The 20,037-nt window shown below is 72.9% G+C and carries 17 protein-coding genes and 1 riboswitch; of the genes, 5 read left to right on the forward strand and 12 right to left on the reverse strand.

Annotated features, from left to right (window positions below; all coding sequences use genetic code 11):
* Window positions 1-216 precede the first annotated feature (216 nt).
* Complete coding sequence (locus ACZ37P_RS01425; protein WP_467344253.1) at window positions 217-2,013, forward strand: AMP-dependent synthetase/ligase; 1,797 nt, start codon at window positions 217-219, stop codon at window positions 2,011-2,013.
* Window positions 2,014-2,023: 10 nt separating this feature from the next.
* On the opposite strand, the gene ACZ37P_RS01430 is transcribed toward ACZ37P_RS01425, so the two are convergent.
* On the reverse strand, window positions 2,024-3,661 hold the full coding sequence (locus ACZ37P_RS01430) for a GMC oxidoreductase (RefSeq protein WP_467344255.1): 1,638 nt from the start codon (window positions 3,659-3,661) through the stop codon (window positions 2,024-2,026).
* Window positions 3,662-3,780: 119 nt separating this feature from the next.
* The gene (locus ACZ37P_RS01435; protein ID WP_355334230.1) at window positions 3,781-4,911 is read right to left on the reverse strand and encodes a glycosyltransferase family 4 protein; all 1,131 of its coding nucleotides are present in this window, start codon (window positions 4,909-4,911) and stop codon (window positions 3,781-3,783) included.
* A gap of 91 nt (window positions 4,912-5,002) precedes the next feature.
* On the opposite strand from ACZ37P_RS01435, the gene ACZ37P_RS01440 reads away from it, so the two are divergent.
* Window positions 5,003-6,292 (forward strand): glycosyltransferase 87 family protein, encoded by a 1,290-nt coding sequence (locus ACZ37P_RS01440; protein WP_467344257.1) that lies wholly within the window; start codon window positions 5,003-5,005, stop codon window positions 6,290-6,292.
* Here the strand turns inward: ACZ37P_RS01440 and ACZ37P_RS01445 are convergent.
* From ACZ37P_RS01445 to ACZ37P_RS01470, 6 genes are all read right to left on the reverse strand, one after another.
* Window positions 6,289-7,341 carry a M48 family metalloprotease gene (locus tag ACZ37P_RS01445; protein WP_467344258.1) on the reverse strand — a complete coding sequence of 351 codons (1,053 nt, stop codon included), beginning with the start codon at window positions 7,339-7,341 and terminating at the stop codon, window positions 6,289-6,291. The genes ACZ37P_RS01440 and ACZ37P_RS01445 overlap by 4 nt on opposite strands.
* Before the next feature lie 218 nt (window positions 7,342-7,559).
* Window positions 7,560-8,840, reverse strand: coding sequence for a hypothetical protein (locus tag ACZ37P_RS01450; RefSeq protein ID WP_467344259.1), 1,281 nt, complete (start codon window positions 8,838-8,840; stop codon window positions 7,560-7,562).
* A 53-nt stretch (window positions 8,841-8,893) separates the two neighbouring features.
* On the reverse strand, window positions 8,894-9,952 hold the full coding sequence (locus tag ACZ37P_RS01455; protein ID WP_467344260.1) for a C40 family peptidase: 1,059 nt from the start codon (window positions 9,950-9,952) through the stop codon (window positions 8,894-8,896).
* Window positions 9,953-10,176: 224 nt separating this feature from the next.
* Entirely contained in the window at window positions 10,177-11,205 is a 1,029-nt protein-coding gene (locus ACZ37P_RS01460) for a C40 family peptidase (protein ID WP_391043892.1), read from the reverse strand.
* 346 nt (window positions 11,206-11,551) lie between these two features.
* Window positions 11,552-13,207 (reverse strand): NYN domain-containing protein, encoded by a 1,656-nt coding sequence (locus ACZ37P_RS01465; protein ID WP_467344610.1) that lies wholly within the window; start codon window positions 13,205-13,207, stop codon window positions 11,552-11,554.
* Window positions 13,208-13,296: 89 nt separating this feature from the next.
* On the reverse strand, window positions 13,297-13,611 hold the full coding sequence (locus ACZ37P_RS01470) for a hypothetical protein (protein WP_391043890.1): 315 nt from the start codon (window positions 13,609-13,611) through the stop codon (window positions 13,297-13,299).
* Between the two features lie 137 nt (window positions 13,612-13,748).
* Here ACZ37P_RS01470 and ACZ37P_RS01475 point away from each other — a divergent pair, with 137 nt between their 5' ends.
* Together ACZ37P_RS01475 and ACZ37P_RS01480 are read left to right on the forward strand one after the other, a co-directional pair.
* Window positions 13,749-14,528 (forward strand): rhomboid family intramembrane serine protease, encoded by a 780-nt coding sequence (locus ACZ37P_RS01475; protein WP_355334249.1) that lies wholly within the window; start codon window positions 13,749-13,751, stop codon window positions 14,526-14,528.
* The gene (locus tag ACZ37P_RS01480) at window positions 14,525-14,806 is read left to right on the forward strand and encodes an Lrp/AsnC ligand binding domain-containing protein (protein WP_188281460.1); all 282 of its coding nucleotides are present in this window, start codon (window positions 14,525-14,527) and stop codon (window positions 14,804-14,806) included. The genes ACZ37P_RS01475 and ACZ37P_RS01480 overlap by 4 nt, the downstream gene beginning before the upstream one ends.
* Window positions 14,807-14,876: 70 nt before the next feature.
* Here ACZ37P_RS01480 and ACZ37P_RS01485 read toward each other — a convergent pair whose 3' ends face one another.
* Window positions 14,877-15,464, reverse strand: coding sequence for a TetR/AcrR family transcriptional regulator (locus ACZ37P_RS01485; protein WP_401303828.1), 588 nt, complete (start codon window positions 15,462-15,464; stop codon window positions 14,877-14,879).
* Between the two features lie 19 nt (window positions 15,465-15,483).
* Window positions 15,484-16,038, reverse strand: a complete 555-nt coding sequence (locus tag ACZ37P_RS01490; protein WP_355334254.1) for a GNAT family N-acetyltransferase — start codon at window positions 16,036-16,038, stop codon at window positions 15,484-15,486.
* Window positions 16,039-16,092: 54 nt separating this feature from the next.
* Here ACZ37P_RS01490 and ACZ37P_RS01495 point away from each other — a divergent pair, with 54 nt between their 5' ends.
* Entirely contained in the window at window positions 16,093-16,989 is an 897-nt protein-coding gene (locus ACZ37P_RS01495; RefSeq protein WP_467344263.1) for an NAD(P)-dependent oxidoreductase, read from the forward strand.
* Here the strand turns inward: ACZ37P_RS01495 and ACZ37P_RS01500 are convergent.
* The gene (locus tag ACZ37P_RS01500; RefSeq protein ID WP_467344265.1) at window positions 16,986-18,356 is read right to left on the reverse strand and encodes an aminotransferase class V-fold PLP-dependent enzyme; all 1,371 of its coding nucleotides are present in this window, start codon (window positions 18,354-18,356) and stop codon (window positions 16,986-16,988) included. The genes ACZ37P_RS01495 and ACZ37P_RS01500 overlap by 4 nt on opposite strands.
* A gap of 164 nt (window positions 18,357-18,520) precedes the next feature.
* A riboswitch (SAM riboswitch) is annotated at window positions 18,521-18,637 on the reverse strand.
* 111 nt (window positions 18,638-18,748) lie between these two features.
* Window positions 18,749-19,813, reverse strand: a complete 1,065-nt coding sequence (trpD, locus tag ACZ37P_RS01505) for an anthranilate phosphoribosyltransferase (protein WP_355334260.1) — start codon at window positions 19,811-19,813, stop codon at window positions 18,749-18,751.
* Window positions 19,814-20,037 lie beyond the last annotated feature (224 nt).

Raw genomic sequence — 20,037 nt, forward strand, 5'->3', positions numbered from 1 at the left:
CTAGCGGGTCAGCGGCGGCCCGGCCGGGCGCTGGACTACTCTTCCGGGCAGGAACCCAGCCGCTCCGCCCCGGTGTGTGAAGCGCGTGTGATGTGTGTGTGACGCTGAGAACATCTGTACGGCCCCCCTATCGCCAGAGCTTTACCGATGGGTAACGTCCACGCCGTCCACATCTTCCCTCCGGGTGCGCCGTGGCACCGATGAGGAGCAGCCGCCTTGCGTGAGTTCAGTCTTCCGGCCCTGTACGAGGTCCCCGCGGACGCCAATCTGACGGATCTGATCCGCCGCAACGCCGCTCAGCATCCGGACACCGCCGTCGTCGCCCGCAAGGACTCCGCGGGCCGGTGGCAGGACGTCAGCGCGACGGGTTTCCTCGCCGAGGTGCGCGCCGCGGCCAAGGGTCTGATCGCCTCGGGCGTGCAGCCGGGCGACCGGGTGGCCGTGATGTCCAGAACGCGGTTCGAGTGGACGCTGCTGGACTTCGCTATCTGGAGCGCGGGCGCGGTCACCGTGCCGGTCTACGAGACGTCGTCGGCGTCCCAGATCGAGTGGATCCTCAGCGACTCGGGCGCGGTCGCGGCGGTCGTGGAGTCCGAGCCGCACGAGAGCGCGGTGGAGTCCGTACGGGAGCGGCTGCCGCGGCTCAAGCACCTGTGGCGGATCGACACCGGCGCGGTGGACGCGCTGAACGCGGCGGGTACCGACATCTCCGACGCGGTGGTGGACGAGCGCAGCGCGAGCGCGGGCGCCGACTCCCCCGCGACCGTCGTCTACACCTCGGGCACCACGGGCCGCCCCAAGGGCTGTGTGCTGAGCCACCGCAGCTTCTTCGCGGAGTGCGGCAACGTGGTGGAGCGGCTGAGCCCGCTGTTCCGTACCGGGGACTCCTCGGTGCTGCTCTTCCTGCCGCTGGCCCACGTCTTCGGGCGGCTGGTCGAGGTCGCGGCCGTGATGGCGCCGATCAGGCTCGGCCATGTGCCGGACGTCAAGAACCTCACCGACGACCTCGGCTCGTTCCGGCCGACGATGGTCCTGGGGGTGCCGCGGGTCTTCGAGAAGGTCTACAACACCGCGCGGGCCACGGCGGAGGCGGGCGGCAAGGGCAAGATCTTCGACCGCGCGGCGGCCACCGCGATCGAGTACAGCCGGGCGCTGGACACCACGGCGGGCCCGTCGCTGAAGCTGCGGTTCACGCACAAGGTCTTCGACCGGCTCGTGTACGCCAAGCTCCGCGCGGTCCTCGGCGGCCGGGCCACCCACGCGATCTCCGGCGGCGCGCCGCTGGGCGAGCGCCTCGGCCACTTCTACCGCGGTATCGGCTTCACGGTGCTGGAGGGCTACGGCCTCACCGAGTCCTGCGCGGCCACGGCCTTCAACCCCTGGGACCGTACGAAGATCGGTTCGGTCGGCCAGCCGCTGCCCGGGTCGACCGTGCGGATCGCGGACGACGGCGAGGTGCTGCTGCACGGCGAGCACCTGTTCACCGGGTACTGGAACAACGAGGCGGCGACCGCGGAGGCGGTCTCCGACGGCTGGTTCCACACCGGTGACCTGGGCTCGCTCGACGAGGACGGCTATCTGTCGATCACCGGCCGGAAGAAGGAGATCATCGTGACGGCGGGCGGCAAGAACGTCGCGCCCGCGGTGATCGAGGACCGGATCAGGGCGGACGCGCTGGTCGCCGAGTGCATGGTGGTCGGTGACGGGCGCCCGTTCGTGGCGGCGCTGATCACCCTGGACGAGGAGTTCCTGCCGCACTGGGCCGAGCAGCACGGCAAGGCGGGCGCGGGCGTCGCCGAGCTGGCGGCCGACCCGGAGCTGCTGGCGGCCGTGCAGCGCGCGGTGGACGAGGGCAACGCGGCCGTCTCCAAGGCCGAGTCGGTGCGGAAGTTCCGCATTCTGCCGACCCAGTTCACGGAGGAGTCCGGCCACGTCACGCCGTCGCTGAAGCTGAAGCGGAATGTCGTCCTGACGGACTTCGCGGCGGAGATCGAGGCCCTTTACCAGCGCTGAGGTTCTGTCCTCACACGCCGGACGGGCTGATTTCGGCGAGGGCGCTGTCCATGAGCCGCTCCGCGAGCGCGGTGATCGTCACGAACGGGTTGACGCCGATGGAGCCGGGGATCAGGGAGCTGTCGGTGACGTAGAGGTGGTCGTAGCCGCTGACACGGCCGTACGCGTCGGTGGCGCGGCCGAGCGGCAGGCCGCCCAGCGGGTGGTAGCAGAAGTCGTCGGCGAAGGCTTTGTTGCCGCCGAAGAGGTCGTAGCGGTAGATCGTGCCCTGCTTGCGGTTGATCCGGTCGAAGAGGGTCTTGGCGGCCTTGACCGAGGGCTGGTTCTGGGCGAGCGTCCAGTTCAGCCGGGCGGAGTCGGTGGCGGCGTCGTAGGAGAAGGTGCCGCGTTCGGGGTTCTTGGTGATGGCCAGGTAGAGGCTGATCCAGGTCTCGAAGCCGATCGGGAGCGGCGCGATCTCGGCGAAGACCGGGTTGCTCGCGTTGGACCAGTCGTCGATGCCCATGACGGGGATGGTGGACTGGTGCGCCCCGGTGGGATTCCACAGGTAGTTGGCGCGGGCGAGCATGATGTTGCCGTTGCCGCCCCAGGCGGTGCCCACGCTCGCGTTGAGTTGCGGGAGGGTGCCGGTCTCGCGGGCCCTGACCAGGATCTCGGTGGAGCCGAGGCTGCCCGCGGCGAGGAAGAGGTAGCGACAGCCGACCTCGCGGGTCTCCACGACCGCGCCGGTCAGGTCGATCCGGTCGACGGTGAGGACGTACGTGCCGTCGGCCGCTCTTCTCACGGCTCTGACCCGGCTGAGGGTCTCTATGGTGACGTGCCCGGTGCCGAGCGCCGAGGCCAGATAGGTCTTGTCGACGCTGCGCTTGCCGTGGTTGTTGCCGTAGATGACCTCCTGGTCCAGCGCGGACTTGGTGGCGGTGCCCGCGGCCTCGGCCTTCATGTACGAGAAGTCGTACACGTTCGGCACGAAGGTGGTGTTGAGGCCGGCGCTGTGGGCCTGGTCGCGGGAGACGCGGGCGAACTGGTACCACTCGGTGGACTCGAACCAGGCGGGGTCGACGGTGTTGACGCCGAGCATGGTGGTGGCGCGCGGGAAGTACGTGGAGTACATCGCGGTGGAGTCGACCTGCGGGAGGACTTCCTCGAAGTACGCGCGGGACGGGGTGACGGCCATGCCGCCGTTGACCAGGGAGCCGCCGCCGACGCCGCGGCCGACGTAGACGGACATGTCGCCGTAGTGCACGCGGTCCAGGACGCCGGGGTAGGGGGTGATGTCCTTGTTGACGAGGTCGAGCCAGAGGAAGGTCGCCAGCGGCGCCTCGGTGCGGCTGCGGAACCACATCGACCGCTGGTCGGGCGAGCTGGTGTTGCAGAAGATCTTGCCGTCGGCGGCGGGGGTGTCCCACAGCCGTCCCATCTCCAGGACGGTGGTGGTGACACCGCGCTGGCCGAGCCGGAGGGCGGCGACGGCGCCGCCGTAGCCGGAGCCGATCACGATCGCGGGGCTGAAGGTGGTGGCGGCGGGCTCCGCCTGCGCGGCGGACGCGGGGGTCGCGGAGAGCGCGATACGGGTGAGGCCGAGTGCTGCTGCGGTCTGGAGGGCGCCGAGTCCCAGAAAGTGACGGCGCGTCAGGTCTGATGTCATGCGCGCATGATGGGCGGGTCCGCGTGAACCCTCCATGCCCATGACGCATGGTCTTTTACGGCGGCCGGTTCTCGTACGACGACGGCGCCGGGACGGCGGCCGTGACCGCGCCCATCGGGTTACAGCAGGGACGTGAGCCGCTGCGCCAGCAGGTCCCAGCGCCAGGCGTCCTCGACCCAGCGACGGCCGCGCTCGCCCATCCGGGCGCGCAGTTCGGGGTCGCGCAGCAGGGTCAGGACGCGGTCGGCGCACTGCGCGGGCGAGCCGCCCGCGACCACCCAGCCGGTCTCGCCGTCCAGGACCGCGTCGGGCGCGCCGCCGGAGTCGCCCGCGATCACCGGCAGCCCGGTCGCGGACGCCTCCAGGTAGACGATGCCGAGCCCTTCGACGTCCAGGCCGCCGCGCCGGGTCCTGCACGGCATCGCGAAGACGTCACCGGCGCCGTAGTGGGCGGGCAGCTCCTCCCACGGCACGGGCCCGGTGAAGCGCACCGCGTGGCCGACGCCGGTCCGCTCCGCCAGCTTCTCCAGGTCCCCCCGGTACGGTCCGCCGCCGACGATCAGCAGCGCGGTGTCCGGCACCTCGTGCAGGATCCGGGGCATGGCCTGGATCAGCGTGTCCTGGCCCTTGCGCGGCACCAGCCGCGACACGCACACCACCACCGGGCGGTCGGCGAGGCCGAGCCTGGCCCGTACCACCGCGCCGCCCGAGCCGGGGTGGAAGGTCTTCTCGTCGACGCCCGGCGGCAGTTGGACCATCCGGGCGGCGGCGGCCGGGGTCAGCGCGGCGGCGATCCGGGAGCGGGTGTACTCGCCGAGGTAGGTGAGGGTGTCGGTGCCCTCGCCGATCCGGCGCAGCAGCGAGCGGCTGGCGGGGAGCTGCGCCCAGCCCGCCTCGTGCCCGTGCGTGGTGCCGACCAGCCGCCGCGCCCCGGCCTTGCGCAGCGCGGGCGCCATCAGGCCGAGCGGGGCGGCGGCGCCGAACCAGACGGAGGAGCAGCCGTGTTCCCGCAGCAGGTCGGCGGCGCGCCGGGTGACCCTGCGGGTGGGCAGCAGCATCGAGGTGCGGTCGCGGACCACGGGGAAGGGCTGCTCCGCGTCGAAGCGGGCGACCTCGGCGCCGTCCTTCCAGGTGGAGGTGTAGACGACGACCTGTCCCGGGTCCATCCGCAGCGCCATGCTGTGCACGAAGGACTGAATGCCGCCGGGCCTGGGCGGGAAGTCGTTGGTCACGATCAGGGTCTTGTCCATCGCCGCCGACAGTACCCGCTCACGCGGTGTTCACCCGGCTGGCCGCCACCGGCCGCGTCCGTCCCGCGACCGGGCCGCCGCTCACCGCATGATGCGTATCGTGACAAACACACATATCAGCGGTCGGGGCTGGGCCGTGCTCACCTGGGTCGTCACCCGAGCCGCGTTCTTGTTGTTCGTGTTCGAGGTCGTCCACTTTCCCGGCCAGTACATCGCCCACGATGTCTCGTCCGTCTACCACCGCTGGTACGGGGTGCTGAGCACGGGCAGCTTCCCGCTGCACGACGTGACCTGGCAGTACCCGCCGGGGGCCGCGCTGGTGATCCTCACGCCCGGCCTGCTGCCCTTCCTCAGCTACACCGCCGCCTTCTTCTGGCTGGCCTTCCTCGCGGACGCGGTGATCCTGGCGGTGCTGCTGCGCGACTCGCGGGTCAGGCGCGCCGGCCGGATGGCCGGGGTGTGGGTCTGGGTCGGCGGCGGCGCGCTGCTCGGCCCGATCATCTACGCCCGCTACGACGTGATGGTCACCGCCGTCGCCGTGGCGGGGCTGCTCCTGCTGCCGCGCCGCCCGAAGGCGGGCGGGGTGCTGGCCGGGGTGGGCGCCATGCTCAAGGTGTGGCCGCTGCTGCTGCTCATCGGGACGCCCCGCGGCCGTACCACCCGGCGGTCGTGGATCTCGGCGGCGGTGACGATGGCGGTGATCGCGCTCGCCTTCCACCTGGCCATGCCGGGCTCGCTGTCCTTCCTCACCTTCCAGCGCGACCGCGGCACCGAGGTCGAGTCCCTGGGCGCCACCGTCTTCCACATCGCCCGGCACTTCGGCTGGCACGGCACCGCGCGGATGCACTACGGGTCGGTCGAGTTCATCGGCCCGCATGTGCACCTGGTGAGCACCGCGGCGATGGCGCTGTCCCTGCTGGCCTTCGCCTGGCTGCTGCTGTGGCGGGTACGGGCCCGCTCGTACTCGGTCGCCACGCCCTTCGACGCGGCCTTCACCGCGGTGCTGGTCTTCACCACCACCAGCCGGGTGATCAGCCCGCAGTACATGGTGTGGCTGGTCGGCATCGGCGCGGTCTGCATGACGCTGCGGGAGTCGGTGGTACGGCGGCCGGTCGCGCTGATGCTGGGCGCGACGCTCTTCACCACGCTGGAGTTCCCGATCTTCTTCGAGGACATCGCCCACAGCGACAAGCTGGGCGTGGCGCTGATCGTCACCCGTAACGGCCTGCTCGTCCTGGCGTCCCTGAGCGCCTGCCGTCGGCTGTGGGCGGCCACCGTGCCGCGCCGCGCGGCGCGCGGCGCGGTCGAGGGGGAACCCGCCGACGCCCCGGCCGCGGTGCTGACCCGAGCCGAGCGGGTCGGGGTGCACGACAAGGGCTAGAACGTGTCCTGCGGGGCGGCCGGGCGCCAGGCGCGGGCGGCGGCGATGCGTTCGGCAGGGGTGGGGTGGGTGCCGAACATCAGGTGCAGGGCGCGCGGCGGGTCGGGGTCGCCGATGTTCGCGACCGTCAGGCGGCGCTGCATCGCGATGAACTCGGCCGGGTCCGCGGTCAGTTCGAGGGCGTGCCGGTCGGCGCGCCGCTCGACCCCGCGGCTCACCGCGCAGCCCAGCGGCCCGGCGACGGCGCCGCCGACAGTGGCGACGGCCGCCAGCAGCCAGGCGGAGCGCGGGTCCGCGAAGTCGTCGGCGCCCGCGAGGTCGAGCAGGGGCCGCCAGGTCACCACGGCGGCCAGGACGCACACGCCGACGGCCGCGCCCAGCGCGCCGAGCGCGGTGCCGCGCGGCACGTCCCGGTGCACGACGTGGCCGAGTTCATGGGCGACCACCAGCTCCACCTCGCGCGGCTGCGCCGTGGTCAGCAGGGTGTCGTAGACGACGATGCGGCGGGTGCGGCCGAAGCCGGACACGTACGCGTTGAGCGCGGTCGTACGGCGCGAGGCGTCGGCGACCAGCACATCCTCGACGGTGACGCCGTCGCGGGCGGCGAGCGCCAGCAGGGCGTCCCTGAGGGGGCCCGGCTCCATCGGCGTGAAGCGGTTGAACAGCGGCTCGAAGATCATGGGCGCCGCCCAGGACATCAGGACGGTCAGCGCGGCGGCGCCGAGCGCGGCCCACGCCCACCAGTGGCCGGTCGCCCCGGCGAGGGCGTAGACGGCGAAGAGCGCGCCGAAGGTCAGCGGCAGCGAGATCAGCAGGCCGCGCAGCACGTCCGCCCACCACCCGCCCCAGCCCTGCGTCACCAGGCCGAACCGGCGGCGCACCACGCGCCCGCGCGCCGCGAAGGGCAGCCCCAGCACCTCGGGCAGCAGCACCAGGGACACCGCCGCACCCGCCACCCGGCCGCCCCACGTCCCGCCGCCGAACGCCGCGACCAGCCCCGCTCCCCCGGCCGTCAACCCCAGCCCCAGCATCAGCCCCAGCGCTGCCACCCGCCCGCCGAGCGCGACCGGCCACACCCCCCGCCGCAAAGCCCGCGCCCGCCCGACCTCCTCCGCACTGAAGTCCCCCACCCCCGCGGCCGAAGACCCGGCATCCGCCGCAGGCGAAGATCCTGCTGGCGGCGGCGAGGTGTGCGGGGGGCGTCCTGGGGCGGCGTTCGACGGAGGCGGGGGCCGGTGGGCCGGGGGGTCCGCGGCGGGGTCACGGGTCATGGCAGCTCCTGGTGGAGGTAGGCGCGCCAGCGGGCGGTGAAGGCGGGGAGGGTGGTGCCGAGAGTGGTGCGCAGGTGGGAGTCGACAGTGCCGCCGGAGGCGACGGCGCGGTAGAAGGCGACGAGCGCGTCCGGGGACCACTGGTCGGCGATCAGGCGGCAGGCGAGCCAGCCGCCCTCGTAGGCGCGGGAGAGGCTGTCGGCGTCGGCGGAGTGGAAGTCGGCGTCGGCGGGCAGCGCGGCGGGGACGCGGCCCGCGGCGACGGCGGCGGCCAGCTCCGGGGCGAGCTCGCGGGCGGTGCGGCCCGCCGTACGGTAGGCGGTCCAGTCGGCGGCGCCCTCGGAGAGCCACAGCGGGGTGCGGGCGGTGGTCCACGCGCGGGTGGCGACATGCGTGGTCTCGTGGGTGAGCACGGTCTGCCGGCCGAAGGCGGAGAGCCCGCTGAACGCCTCGGGGTTGATGATCACCCGGTCGGAGCCGACCCGCGCGCTGCCGCCGCCCTCCCCCGTGGTGACGGCGGCGATGTTGCGGTAATCGGCCGGGTCCGCGGCGGCCAGCGCGGCCATCTGGTCCAGCGTGCTCGGCACCTCGACCACCACCTTGCCCGACCACCCGGCGCCGCCCCAGGTCCGCCGGACCTCCGGCACCGCCCGGTCGACGTCCTCGGCGTAGCCGCGCAGCCCGGCGGCGTCGCCGAGCCCGAGCACCAGGCTGTCCGTGCCGCGCACCACCGTCACCCGGCCCTGGTCCCACAGCTGTACGGCGCCGCGGTGCCCGGACGCGGCGCCGTCGTCGTCCCCGGCCACGTACCAGCTCCCGCCCCGCCGGGACAGCGTCAGGTAGTCGGTCGCGGCGACCGGCGCCGCGTCGAATCCGCTGAGCCGGTACCGCAGTTGGACCTCGGCCGCGGCCCGTACCGTGCCGTCGGCGGTCGGCGGCAGGCCGAACGCGCCGGTCCGCACCAGCCGGTAGGACCAGTCGGCCAGCGGCACGTCCGCGATGTCGGTGAACATCGCCTTCTGCCGGTCGAGGAAGCGCGTCGCCCGCGGGTCGATCCCGGCGAGGAAGGCCGCCCGGTCGTGGTGCAGCACCGCGGCGGCCCGCCGGTCGAGCGCCTGCCGGATCCCGCCGTCGGTGGCGTCCGCCGTGGGCCGCCCGCCCGAGGCGGTCCCGCCGCACCCGGCGACGAGCGCCGCCAGCAGCGCCAGGGACAGGCCGAGCGCCGCCGCCCGGACACGGGAAGCGGTCGGCGTACGTCGGAGGGGCGCCACGGCCATGGGCCCGATCGTACGGCCCCGAGGACGCCCCCTACGGCCGGGGCGCCGCGCCCTTACGGCCGGGTCACGGCCGTGATCGGCATCATGCCGACCGGGTCGTAGCGGACCCTGGCGCCGGGGTAGGGGGCGTGGATGACCTGGCCGCCGCCGACGTACATCCCGACATGGCTGGCGTCGCCGCGGTAGATCACCAGATCGCCGGGCCGCGCCTGGTCCAGCGGCACCCGCTGCCCGGCGTTCATCTGCTCCTGCGAGGTGCGCGGCAGCGCGACCCCGGCCCGTGCGTACGAGTACTGCATCAGGCCCGAGCAGTCGAAGGAGTTGGGCCCGGTGGCGCCCCAGACGTAAGGGGCGCCGACCATCTGGCGGGCGGCGGCCACGGCCATCGCGCCGCGCCCCGAGGCGGCGGGCAGATTCGGGATGGCCGGCAGGTCGGCGGTCGTACGGTCGCGGGAGGCGCGCCCGGCGTCCATGCCGGGCCGGTATCCGGCGCGCTGGGCGGCGGGCATCGCGTTGAGCAGCCGCTGGGCCTCGCCGAGCGCCCGCTGCACCGACCGCTTGCGGTCCTGGAGCACCGCCCCGGCCTTGTCCAGTTCGGCGAGCTTGCCCGCCGCCTGGGAGCGCTGCTGGAGCAACAGCCGCTCGGCCTCCTGGAGTTGGCGCAGCCGCCCGGCCTGCTGGGCGCTGAGCCGGTCCAAGGTGGTGGCCCGGTCCAGGTACTGGTCGGGGTCCGAGGACATCATCAGGGCGAGCGAGGGGTCGATGCCGCCGCTGCGGTACTGCTCGGAGGCGAGCGAACCCAGCTCCTGCCGCATGTCGTTGACCCGCTGCTGCCCCTCGGCGGCCCGGTCCTGGAGGGTGGTCAGGTCGGCGCGGAGCCGCTTGGCGTGCTCCTGCGCCGCGTTGTACTTCTCGGTGGCCTGCTCGGCCTGCTGGTAGAGCCGGTCGAGCCGGGACGCCGTGTCGGGTGCGCCCCCGCCGGGATCGGCCGAGGCGACCTGCGCCGCACCGCCGGACAGCGCCGCGGTGGCCGCGGCGGCCGCGGACAGCACGGTGACCCGGGTGGTGCGGGCGGCGAAGCCCGGCTGTGGGGAGCGTCGATGGGAAGCCACGGGAGCTGACAGTAGTCAGCGCGACGCGGAGAGTTCAAAGAAGGCGCGGCCCCCGCATCGCCGCGCCGCGCCTCCCGCCCAGGTCACACACCCGCACCGGGCGGCACCGGGCACTTGTTCATCACCCGAACGCCGTAGGAGTCCGAACGCCGTATGAACGCACCGGGGTCCGCGGGAGACTCCCGCGGACCCGTGAAATCGGTGAGGAACGACGCCGGAAGACGTCAGATGCGGACGCCGAACTGGAACGGCATGTTGCCGATCGACTCGTAGCGCACCGAGGCGCCCGGCTTCGGCGCGTGCAGCACCATGCCGTTGCCCGCGTAGAGGCCGACGTGGTGGTAGTCGCCGTAGAAGATGACGAGGTCGCCGACGGCGAGCTGGGAGGTGGAGTAGATCCGGGTCCCGGCGTTCGCCTGGGCCTGCGAGGTGCGCGGTATCGTCACGCCGGCCTGGTGGTACGCCCACGAGGTGAGGCCGGAGCAGTCGAAGGAGCTGGGGCCCGAGGCGCCGTACACGTACGGCAGGCCGACCCTGGACTGCGCGGCGGAGAAGGCGGCGGCGGCGCGCTGCGAGGCGGGCTTCGCGTCGCCGAGGTCCACGCGGGTGGTGGAGCGGTTGGCGCGGGCGTCGGCGGCGGCGATGGACGCGCGCTGCGCGGCCGTCAGCGAGTTGAGGATCTGCTGGGCCTGGGCCAGCTTGTCCTTCGCCTCGGCCTTGCGCTTGGCCAGCTCGGTGCGGGTGGTCTGGAGCTCGGTCAGCTTGGCGGTCGCCTCGGCGCGCTGCTGGTCCAGGGTCCGCTTGGCGTCCTGGAGTTGGTGCAGCGAGTCGGTCTGGATCGACGTGAGCTGGTTGAGCGTGGTCGCCTGGTCCAGGTAGTTGTCCGGGTTGGACGACAGGAAGAGCTGGAGCGACGGGTCGATGCCACCGCTGCGGTACTGGGACGCGGCGATGGCGCCGAGGCCGTCCCTGAGCTGGTTCAGGTGCTGCTGCTGCCTGGCCACCTGGTCCTGGAGAGTGCCCGCCTCCTTCTGGAGGGTGTGCAGCTTCTCGTTGGCCCCGTCGTACTTCTCTGAGGCCTGCTCAGCCTGCTCGTACAGCGCGTCCACCTTCGCCTTGGCGTCCTTGACGGTCGGCTTGGCGGGGGCGGCCTGGGCCGCCTGGGAGGTGAGGGCCACCGCGGCTGCGGCGGTGGCGGTCAGCACGGTCACGCGCGTGCGGCTTGCCGGCTTGGGACGACGGTGGGACGCCACGAAGGCGAGCTCCTTCTTCCTTCAGCCGCCTACCGGTTGACTGGCGGGCGGCCCCCGGCGCGCCATCCGGATTGGATGATCGACTGCGCGGAGGTTCGACGCCCGACCTTAGTGACCTATCTGTGATCGGTTCAAATCCTTGTTGGCAAAATCTCGACCGGTTCGCACATTCTTTACGACCTTCGTACGCGCAGTGAGGGTGGATCAACGCTCCGTCGACGATGGCGCGTTCGCGAACCGAATACTCGAACGAATAGTGATGTGTTCGGTGGTTCGGTGCTGCGGCGGTGCGGCGACCGGGAGCCGGGGGGCCGGAGGCGCGGGCGGCGCGAGCGGCAGGCGCGGTTCAGACGCGTGCGAGACGTTTCAGCAGCAGGACGGAGGCGACCGGGCGGGCGCCCGCCTTGGCCACGCCGTCGGCGACTTCGCGGTCCGCGGAGACGACCACGATCTGCCGGCCGGGCGGTTCCGCCCGCACCAGCCGCCGGATCAACTCGTCAGCGGTCTCACCGGCCTTGCTGAACAGCACCCGCACCCCGCGCGGCGGCGCGAGCAGCACCGGCATGTCCAGGTCGGCGCCGTCGAAGACACAGGTGACCTCGGCGCCGCTCTGCGCGGCCAGCGCCGCGAGCCCGCCGAGCAGCCGCAGCCGCTGTTTCTCCAACGGCATCGACGGATAGCCGGTCTTGGTGACGTTGTAGCCGTCGACGACGAGGTGCGCCTGCGGCAGCGCGAGCAACTGGTCGAGCAGCGCCGGGTCGGTCTCGGACAGCGCGCGGGTGGCGATGTCGCGCGGGCTGAAGGCCCCGGGCGCGACCGCGTCCACCGTGTCGGCGGGGCGTACGCCCAGGGTGTCGCGCGGCGGCAGGGCCAGTTCACGGCGGAGCCCCGAGGCCGCGTCGAGGACGGTGTCCAGCAGCAGGCGCAGCCGTACGTCCTCGATGCTGCGGCCCTCACGGGCGGCGCGGCGGCCCGACTCGACCGCCGCCTCGGCCTCGGCGAGCCGGGTGCGCAGCCGCCGTGCCTCGCTCTCCGCGGCGGCCTTGTCCTGGGCGGCGGCGGCCCGCGCCTCGTCCAGTTCCGCCTGGATCTTGCGCTGGGCGGCCTCGGCGCGCTTGACGTCGCTGAGGGCGCTGCGCAGCTTGCGGTGCACCGAGTCGCCCTCCTTGCGGACGGCGTCCAGTTCGGCGCGGGCCCGTACGGCGTCCGAGCGCAGCTGCGTGTGCAGGCCCTGGACCTCCTCGCGGAGCTTGGCCAGTTCGCGCAGCGTCTCCTCGTCGGCCCGCTCGGCGTGCGCCCGTTGGGCCTCCTCGCCCGCGGTGGTGACAAGCTTGGCCCAGCCCGCGGGGCGCAGCAGATAGGCCGCGGCGGCCACGTCGAGCGGGTCCGCGGCGGGCGGCGGGGTGCCAGCGTCCAGCGCCCCGGTCAGCTCCGGCTGCGCCTCGCGCAGTTTGCCCGCGACCTTGTGCCGGAAGGCCGGGTCGCCCTCCAGCGCGGTGGCCAGCGCGGTGGCCGCGTATTTCACACGTCTGGACGGGGTGAAACGGGCGTACGGCCGCAGTGAGACCGGCAGTTCGGCGAAGGTGAACCCGCCGAAGGCGTCGGCGGCGATGGCGACGACGCGGTGGCGTACGCCTTCGGGCAGCGGCCGGTCGAGCGCGGGTTCATGAGCGGCGTCGTCATGAGCGGCGTCGTCATCGGCAGTGACACCGGTATCGGCGGGGTCGGCGGTATCACCGGTGTCGGCGGGGTCACCGGGAGCGTCGGCGCCGGGGGCAGCGTTGCCGTCGGGAGCGCTGCCGGAGACGCTGCCGGTAGAGCCGTCGGGAGTGCCGCCGCCGTCACGGCCGGGCGGTGCTTCGGCGCCCGGTTCGTCGTCGGCCCGCGGTGTATCGGGATCCTGCGCCGCGGCGCCGGACGCGTCGGCGCCCGGCCCGTCGGCGGCATCCGTCTCGGACCCCCTCGCCTCGGCCCGCGGAAAGCCGCCGATACCGTCCACCAGTCACTCCCGTCCGGTTACACGGCGCCTCCCCGGCCCCCTTCGATCCCTCCGGCCGCCGCCTCTTGCATCCATTGTCCCCGTAAGGAGGCTCAGTCCCGCGCCGAACCGGTCTCCGCGTCCGCGCCGGAGTCCGTTTCCCCGGCCGTTCCCTCGGACGTTCCCGCGGCCACGGCCGCGCCCGGCCGGTCGACCAGCTCGATCTGGTCCGCGGCGTTGCACCAGCGGCACCGCACGGACTCGACCGTCTCGGTCAGCACGTCGGTCTCCTCGATCCGCGGCTCGCCGCCGAGGTCGAGATGGACGTACTCCACGACCCGCGTGGAGCGGGTCACGTCGAACCGGGTCAGATTGCCGCACTGCGTGCAGCGCCACCGGGTGGTGGCGGTGGGCATGGGCACCGGCATCGGTCCTGCACCTCTTCCTCGGTCGGGCGTATCAGTGCTGACGGGCGTACGTCGGGGTCACCTTACGGCCTCCGACCCGCGACGCGCTGCGGCGAGGCGGCCTATGTCCGTTACGACCGCTGCGTCATCATCGGTCCATGGTCATCCCGGTGTACGACAAGAACCCGGTCCGCCGCACGCCGGTCGTGACGTATGCGCTGATCGCCCTGTGCACCGTGGTCTTCCTCCTCGGACCGCTGTCCGGCTTCAACCCCTCCTACGGCACGGGCGACAAGCTCCAGTGCGCGCAGGCCGTCTACTTCGCGCACTGGGGTGTCATCCCCAGTGAGCTGTTCCACGGCCGGCTCCCGATGGACCGGCTCGACCTGCCCGCGGGCTGCGCGGCCCCGCACGCGTACGCGAAGTCGCCGCTGCTGTCGGTGCTCACGGCGATGTTCCTGCACGGGAGCTGGCTGCACCTGATCGGCAACATGCTCTTCCTCTACGTCTTCGGCGACAACGTCGAGAACCGGATGGGCCGGGTGCGCTTCGCGCTCTTCTACCTGGTCGCGGGCTATCTGGCGACGTACGGGTTCGCGCTCGCCAACCCCGAGTCGACGCAGAGCCTGGTCGGCGCGTCCGGGGCGATCTCCGGGGCGCTGGGCGCGTATCTCTATCTGTATCCCAAGGCCCGGGTGACGAGCCTGTTCCCCTTCCTCTTCTTCATCCCGCTGCGCTTCCCCGCGTGGATGGTGCTCGGCTTCTGGTTCGTCCTCCAGTGGCTCGCCGCCCAGACCGGCAACAACGGTCCGGGAGTGGCGTATCTCGCCCATGTCGTCGGCTTCGCCTTCGGGTTCCTGTGCGCCTGGGTGTGCTACCGGCCGCGTCGTAAGCTGAGCGTCGTAGTCGGGTCGACCCAAGGAGACATCCAGCCGTGATCACCGCGATCGTGCTCATCAAGACTTCCGTCGACCGGATTCCGGAGATCGCCGAGGCCATCGCCGCGCTGGACAACGTCAGCGAGGTCTACTCCGTGACCGGCACGTACGACCTCGTCGCGCTGGTCCGCGTCGCCCGCCACGACGACCTGGCCGACATCATTCCGGGCCGGATCTCCAAGATCCCCGGCGTCGAGGCCACCGACACCCATGTCGCCTTCCGCACGTACTCGCAGCACGACCTGGAGGCCGCGTTCGCGATCGGCCTCGACGCCTGAGGCTGATTCCCTCTACGGATTCCGCCTACGGGTTCGTCCTACGGATTCGGCCTGCGCTCCCGGTACGCGGTCACGCGCGGGCCGCGTCCAGCAGCGGGCCCAACTCCCGTGCGGCGGTGGTGAGGGCGCGGACGTCGCGCTCCGCCCTGGCGATCAGGATCGCGCCCTCCAGGGTGCTGATCATGAGGGTCGCCAGCGGTACGGACCGGTCCTCGGGAACGCCCATGCCGGTCAGCGCCGCGGCCACCGGCGCGGTCCAGGCCGCGAAGGCGGCGGCGGTCGCCTTCCGGGTGGACTCGGTGGTCCGCGCGCAGTCCACCGAGGCGGCGGCGACCGGGCATCCGGCGTCGAAGCCGTCGGCCGCGTACTCGTCCGTCCACTGGCCGACCATCGCGGCGAACAGCCCGCCGGGGGTCGGCTCGGGCAGCGCGGCCAGGAAGCGGGCGACGCGCTTGGCGGCGTAGTTCCCCGCCCAGGCGACCGCCTCGTTGACGAGCTGTTCCTTGCCGTCGGGGAAGTAGTGCTGGAGCGAGCCGCGCGGGGCGCCCGCGTGGGCGGCGACCTCGCGCATGCCGGTCGCGCCGACGCCCTCGCGCCGGATGAGCTGGGCCGCGCTGAAGACCATCCGCTCGCGCGGTCCGCGTTCTGACCCGGCCATCGTCGACACCTCCACGGAGCTACTGCGTTCCGACCCCCGCCGCCCGGGTCGTCCGGGCCACCTTATAGACGGCGGTCAGACCGTCCGGGGTGTACGACGCGCGGACCGGTTCCAGGCGGCGGCCGAGCGCGGCGAGCAGGCCCCGCCTGCCGTGCGGGACGTTCACCGTCACGTGCTCGACACCCCTGGCCCGCGCGCGGGCGAGCAGCAGGCCGACCATGGCGGTGCCGACGCCCCGGCGCTGCCAGGCGTCCACGACCAGCACGCCCAGCTCGCCGCCGGTTCCCGGCCCGGCGGTGTCGTCCGCCGCGAAGCCCGCGATTCCCACCAGGCGGTCCCGGCCGCCGCGGTACGCGACCACGGCGTCGTGCGCCGCGGGCGGTCCTGCCAGCAGACGGTCCAGGTGGGCGCGGGGGAACTCGCGCGCGCCGCCGAGGAAGCGCAGCCGGACCGTCTCCGGGGAGCAGGCCGCGAAGAGGGCGGCCACCGCGTCCGCGTCGGCGGGCCTGAGCAGGTCGATCCCGTCGGCGGGAGCGGCCGTCCGCCGCTCCGCACCCTCTATGACCACTGTCATAACGACCAGTATTATGACGGCTGTCATAAACAGCAAGAGAGGCGGCGGTGCGTCGTGGACATCGGTTTCCTGGGGCTCGGGGTCATGGGCCGGCCCATGGCGCTCAATCTCCTCCGCGCCGGGACCCCGCTGGTGGTGTGGAACCGCAGCGCGCCCGCCGCCGAGGCCCTGCGGGCGGCGGGCGCCGAAACCGCCGACAGCCCCGCCGACCTCTTCCGCCGCGCCGGGACCGTCTTCGTGATGCTCGCCGACGGCGCCGCCATCGACTCCTGCCTCGGCCGCGGCACCCCCGCCTTCGCGGCGAACGTCGCGGGGCACACCCTCGTGCACATGGGCACGACCTCGCCCGAGTACTCGCTCGGCCTCGAAGCCGAGGTCCGCGCGGCGGGCGGCCGCTACGTCGAGGCCCCGGTCTCCGGCTCCCGCGCCCCGGCCGAGGCGGGCCGCCTGGTGGCGATGCTCGCGGGCGAGGACGCCGCCGTCTCAGCGGTACGGCCGCTGCTGGCACCCATGTGCCACGAGACCTTCGCCTGCGGGCCGGTGCCCGGCGCCCTGCTCATGAAGCTGTCGGTCAACCTCTTCCTGATCACCGTGGTCACCGGGCTCACCGAGGCGTTCCACTTCGCCGAGCGGCACGGCGTCGACGCCCGTCAGTTCCTCGCCGTGCTCGACGCGGGACCGATGGCCAGCGGCGTCTCCCGTATGAAGTCCCCGAAGCTGCTCGCCCGCGACTTCACCGTCCAGGCCGCCGCCGCCGACGTCCTCATGAACAACCGCCTCATCGCGGAGGCCGCCCGCGCCTCCGCCACCGCCACTCCCCTGCTCGACACCTGCCTCGCCCTGTTCACCGAGACCGCCGCCACCGACCCGGCCGCGGACATGATCGCCGTCCTGAAGGCCATCGAGTCCCGCACCGAAGGCGCCGTTCGTGTTCGGCCGGACAGGCGCTAGCGCCTGTCCGGCACGCAGCGGCCGTCCTCCGTGCGGTAGTTCCACTGGGCGCCGTCGCGCACGAGGGTGCGGACGGCGTGGACGAAGCGGTCGACGTGCTCCTCGGGGGTGCCCGCGCCGAAGCTCACGCGGATGGCGTTGAGGACGCGCTCGCCGGGCGCGGCCTCGGGAGCGCCGCACTCGCCCGGGTCGTCGCCCTCGGCGCCGAGGAGCGTACGCACCAGCGGGTGGGCGCAGAAGAGACCGTCGCGGACACCGATCCCGTACTCGGCGGAGAGCGCGGCGGCGAAGTGCGAGCTGTTCCAGCCCTGGACGACGAAGGAGAGCACGCCGACCCGGGGCGCGTCCTCGCCGAACAGGGAGAGCACCCGCACCTCGGGCACGGAGGCGAGCCCTTCCCGCAGCCGGGCGAGCAACCGCTGCTCACGGGTGACGAGTTGGTCGACCCCGGCCTCGGTCAGCGCCTTGCAGGCCGCGGCGATGGCGTAGACGCCGATGACGTTCGGCGACCCGGCCTCGTGCCGCGCCGCGGTGGTGTGCCACTCGACGTCGACTCCGCCGTCCGCGCGCCGCGCGACCTTGCGGCTGGCGCCGCCGCCCGCGAGGTACGGCTCGGCCTCGCGCAGCCAGTCGGCGCGGCCCGCGAGGACACCGGAGCCGAAGGGCGCGTACAGCTTGTGGCCGGAGAAGGCGACCCAGTCGACGTCGAGCGCGGCGATGTCCACCGGGTGGTGCGGGGCCAGTTGGGCGGCGTCCAGGACGATACGGGCGCCGTGCCGGTGCGCGGCGGCGGCCAGCTCCCGTACCGGCCACAGCTCACCGGTGACGTTGGAGGCGCCGGTGACGCAGACCAGCTTGGGCCCCTTGGGGGCGCCGTGCAGGGCCACGTCGAGCGCGGCGACGGCCTGCTCGGGCGTACGCGGCGCGCCCAGGACGGTGACCCGCGCGTCGTCCCGCGTCTGCCACGGCAGCAGCGAGGCGTGGTGCTCGGTCTCGAAGACGAAGACGTGGGTGCCCGCCGGGATGACGGCGGCGAGCAGATTGAGCGAGTCGGTCGTCGAACGGGTGAAGATCACCTGGTCCTCGGCCCGACAGCCGAGGAATTCCGCGACCGTGACCCGGCTCTGCTCGAACAGGTCGGTGGAGAGCTGCGAGAGGTAGCCGGCGCCGCGGTGCACGCTGCCGTAGTAGGGGGCGTAGGCGGCCACGTCGTCCCACACCCGCTGGAGCGCGGGGGCGCTGGCGGCGTAGTCGAGCGCGGCGTACGTCACTTCGCCGCCCGTCACGAGCGGCACGAGGACGTCCCGGCCCAGAACGGGCAGCGGGGTACAAATCTCACGGTCGGTGGCAGCGATGGACACAGTCATGGCGATCTCCCGGATTACGGCAGGCGAAATCACCGCACATCTGAAGCCGAAAAGGAATGGCTCGCGGTACAGAAGCGCGGGATGGAAACGTCGAACGAAAGGCGGAACGGCGGAACCGGGCCGACAGGCCCTATCGCATTCGCTTGCTCATGAAAGAACTCCCCAAGTCCGGCTTGCCATGAGCCTCGCTGCTCACGGCCTGGTCATCACCCGGGGCACCCCGCCTCGGACGGAGGGTTGCCGGACAGCGAGCCGGGGCCTTGACGCTGTCACTCGTGACCTGGACAGCATTCTGCCACAAGGCGCCGAACGCACAAGACGCCGTCCAGAAATTGGACAGCGTCGTGTGCTCGGTCCCCGGGGGACCTATCCGAATTCCGCCACAGTGGCGATTACGCGTTGCTCGCCGCCGCCCACCGCTCCAGCGTCGCCGCCGCCGCGCCCGAGTCGATCGACTCGGCCGCCGTCACCAGACCGGCCGCGATCTGCTCCTCCAACGGCCCGCTGCCGGGCCGCAGGGCCACCAGCGCCGCCGCCGAGTTGAGCAGCACGGCGTCCCGTACGGGCCCGGTCTCGCCCGCGAGCAGCCGCCGGGCGACGTCCGCGTTGTGGGCCGCGTCGGCGCCGCGCAGCGCCTCCACGGGCACCAGGGGCAGGCCGACGTCCCGCGGGTCGAAGGCGGTCTGCTCCACCTTGCCGTCGCGCACCACCCACACCTGGGAGGTCGCGGTGGTGGTCAGCTCGTCCAGGCCGTCGTCGCCGCGGAACACCAGTGCGGACGAGCCGCGTTCGGCCAGCACCCCGGCCATGATCGGCGCCATCCGCGGGTCCGCGACCCCGGTGGCCTGCGCCCGCACCCGGGCCGGATTGGTCAGCGGGCCGAGGAAGTTGAAGACGGTCGCCACCCCCAACTGGCTCCTGGCGGTGCCCGCGTGGCGCAGCGCGGGGTGGAATTTGATCGCGAAGCAGAAGGTGATGCCCGCCTCCTCCGCGACCTCCACGACCCGCTGCGGCGTCAGTTGCAGATTGACGCCGAGCTCTCCCAGGACGTCGGAGGCGCCGCTGGCCGAGGACGCGGCGCGGTTGCCGTGCTTGACGACCTTCGCCCCGGTGCCCGCGACCACGATCGCCGACATGGTGGAGATGTTGACGGTCTTCGCCCGGTCGCCGCCGGTGCCGACGATGTCCACGGTCGCGCCGGGCACCTCGATGGTGTTCGCGTGCGCGTACATCGACCGCACCATGCCGGAGACCTCTTCGACGGTCTCCCCCTTCGCCCGCAGCGCGACGACGAACCCGGCGATCTGCACGTCGCTCGCCTCGCCGCGCATGATCGCGTCCATCGCCCACGCGGTGTCGTCCCCACCCAGATTCCGCCCTGCCAGCAGCGTGGTCAGCACGTCCGGCCAGGACCGCGTCGCCGGACTCTCGCCGCCTGCCGGGGTCACAACGCTCATGGTCCACGCTCCTGGTGGTGGGATGGGGAACTGCGCGCTCAGCCTATCCGCGCCGCGGGGCCCGACGGCTCCCTGCCCGCACTGCGGACGGCGGACGCCGAAGGGCCGGGCCCGGGACTCCCCTGAGGGGGATTCCCGGGCGCTGGTCCTGGGTGGGTTTGCTTCACGGTGGTGGGGCCGTCGTGGGGGTGTTCCCCCGTTATTTTCTCCTCCCTCTCGGCCCC

It is taken from the genome of Streptomyces sp. NPDC024632 (assembly GCF_055559175.1).

Coding starts and splice junctions, on each gene's coding strand:
- ACZ37P_RS01430 (WP_467344255.1), bottom strand. CDS start 3,661: ATGACATCAGACCTGACGCGCCGTCACTTTCTGGGACTCGGCGCCCTC.
- ACZ37P_RS01435 (WP_355334230.1), bottom strand. CDS start 4,911: ATGGACAAGACCCTGATCGTGACCAACGACTTCCCGCCCAGGCCCGGC.
- ACZ37P_RS01440 (WP_467344257.1), top strand. CDS start 5,003: ATGCGTATCGTGACAAACACACATATCAGCGGTCGGGGCTGGGCCGTG.
- ACZ37P_RS01450 (WP_467344259.1), bottom strand. CDS start 8,840: ATGGCCGTGGCGCCCCTCCGACGTACGCCGACCGCTTCCCGTGTCCGG.
- ACZ37P_RS01470 (WP_391043890.1), bottom strand. CDS start 13,611: ATGCCGGTGCCCATGCCCACCGCCACCACCCGGTGGCGCTGCACGCAG.
- ACZ37P_RS01475 (WP_355334249.1), top strand. CDS start 13,749: ATGGTCATCCCGGTGTACGACAAGAACCCGGTCCGCCGCACGCCGGTC.
- ACZ37P_RS01485 (WP_401303828.1), bottom strand. CDS start 15,464: ATGGCCGGGTCAGAACGCGGACCGCGCGAGCGGATGGTCTTCAGCGCG.
- ACZ37P_RS01490 (WP_355334254.1), bottom strand. CDS start 16,038: ATGACAGTGGTCATAGAGGGTGCGGAGCGGCGGACGGCCGCTCCCGCC.
- ACZ37P_RS01500 (WP_467344265.1), bottom strand. CDS start 18,356: ATGACTGTGTCCATCGCTGCCACCGACCGTGAGATTTGTACCCCGCTG.
- trpD (WP_355334260.1), bottom strand. CDS start 19,813: ATGAGCGTTGTGACCCCGGCAGGCGGCGAGAGTCCGGCGACGCGGTCC.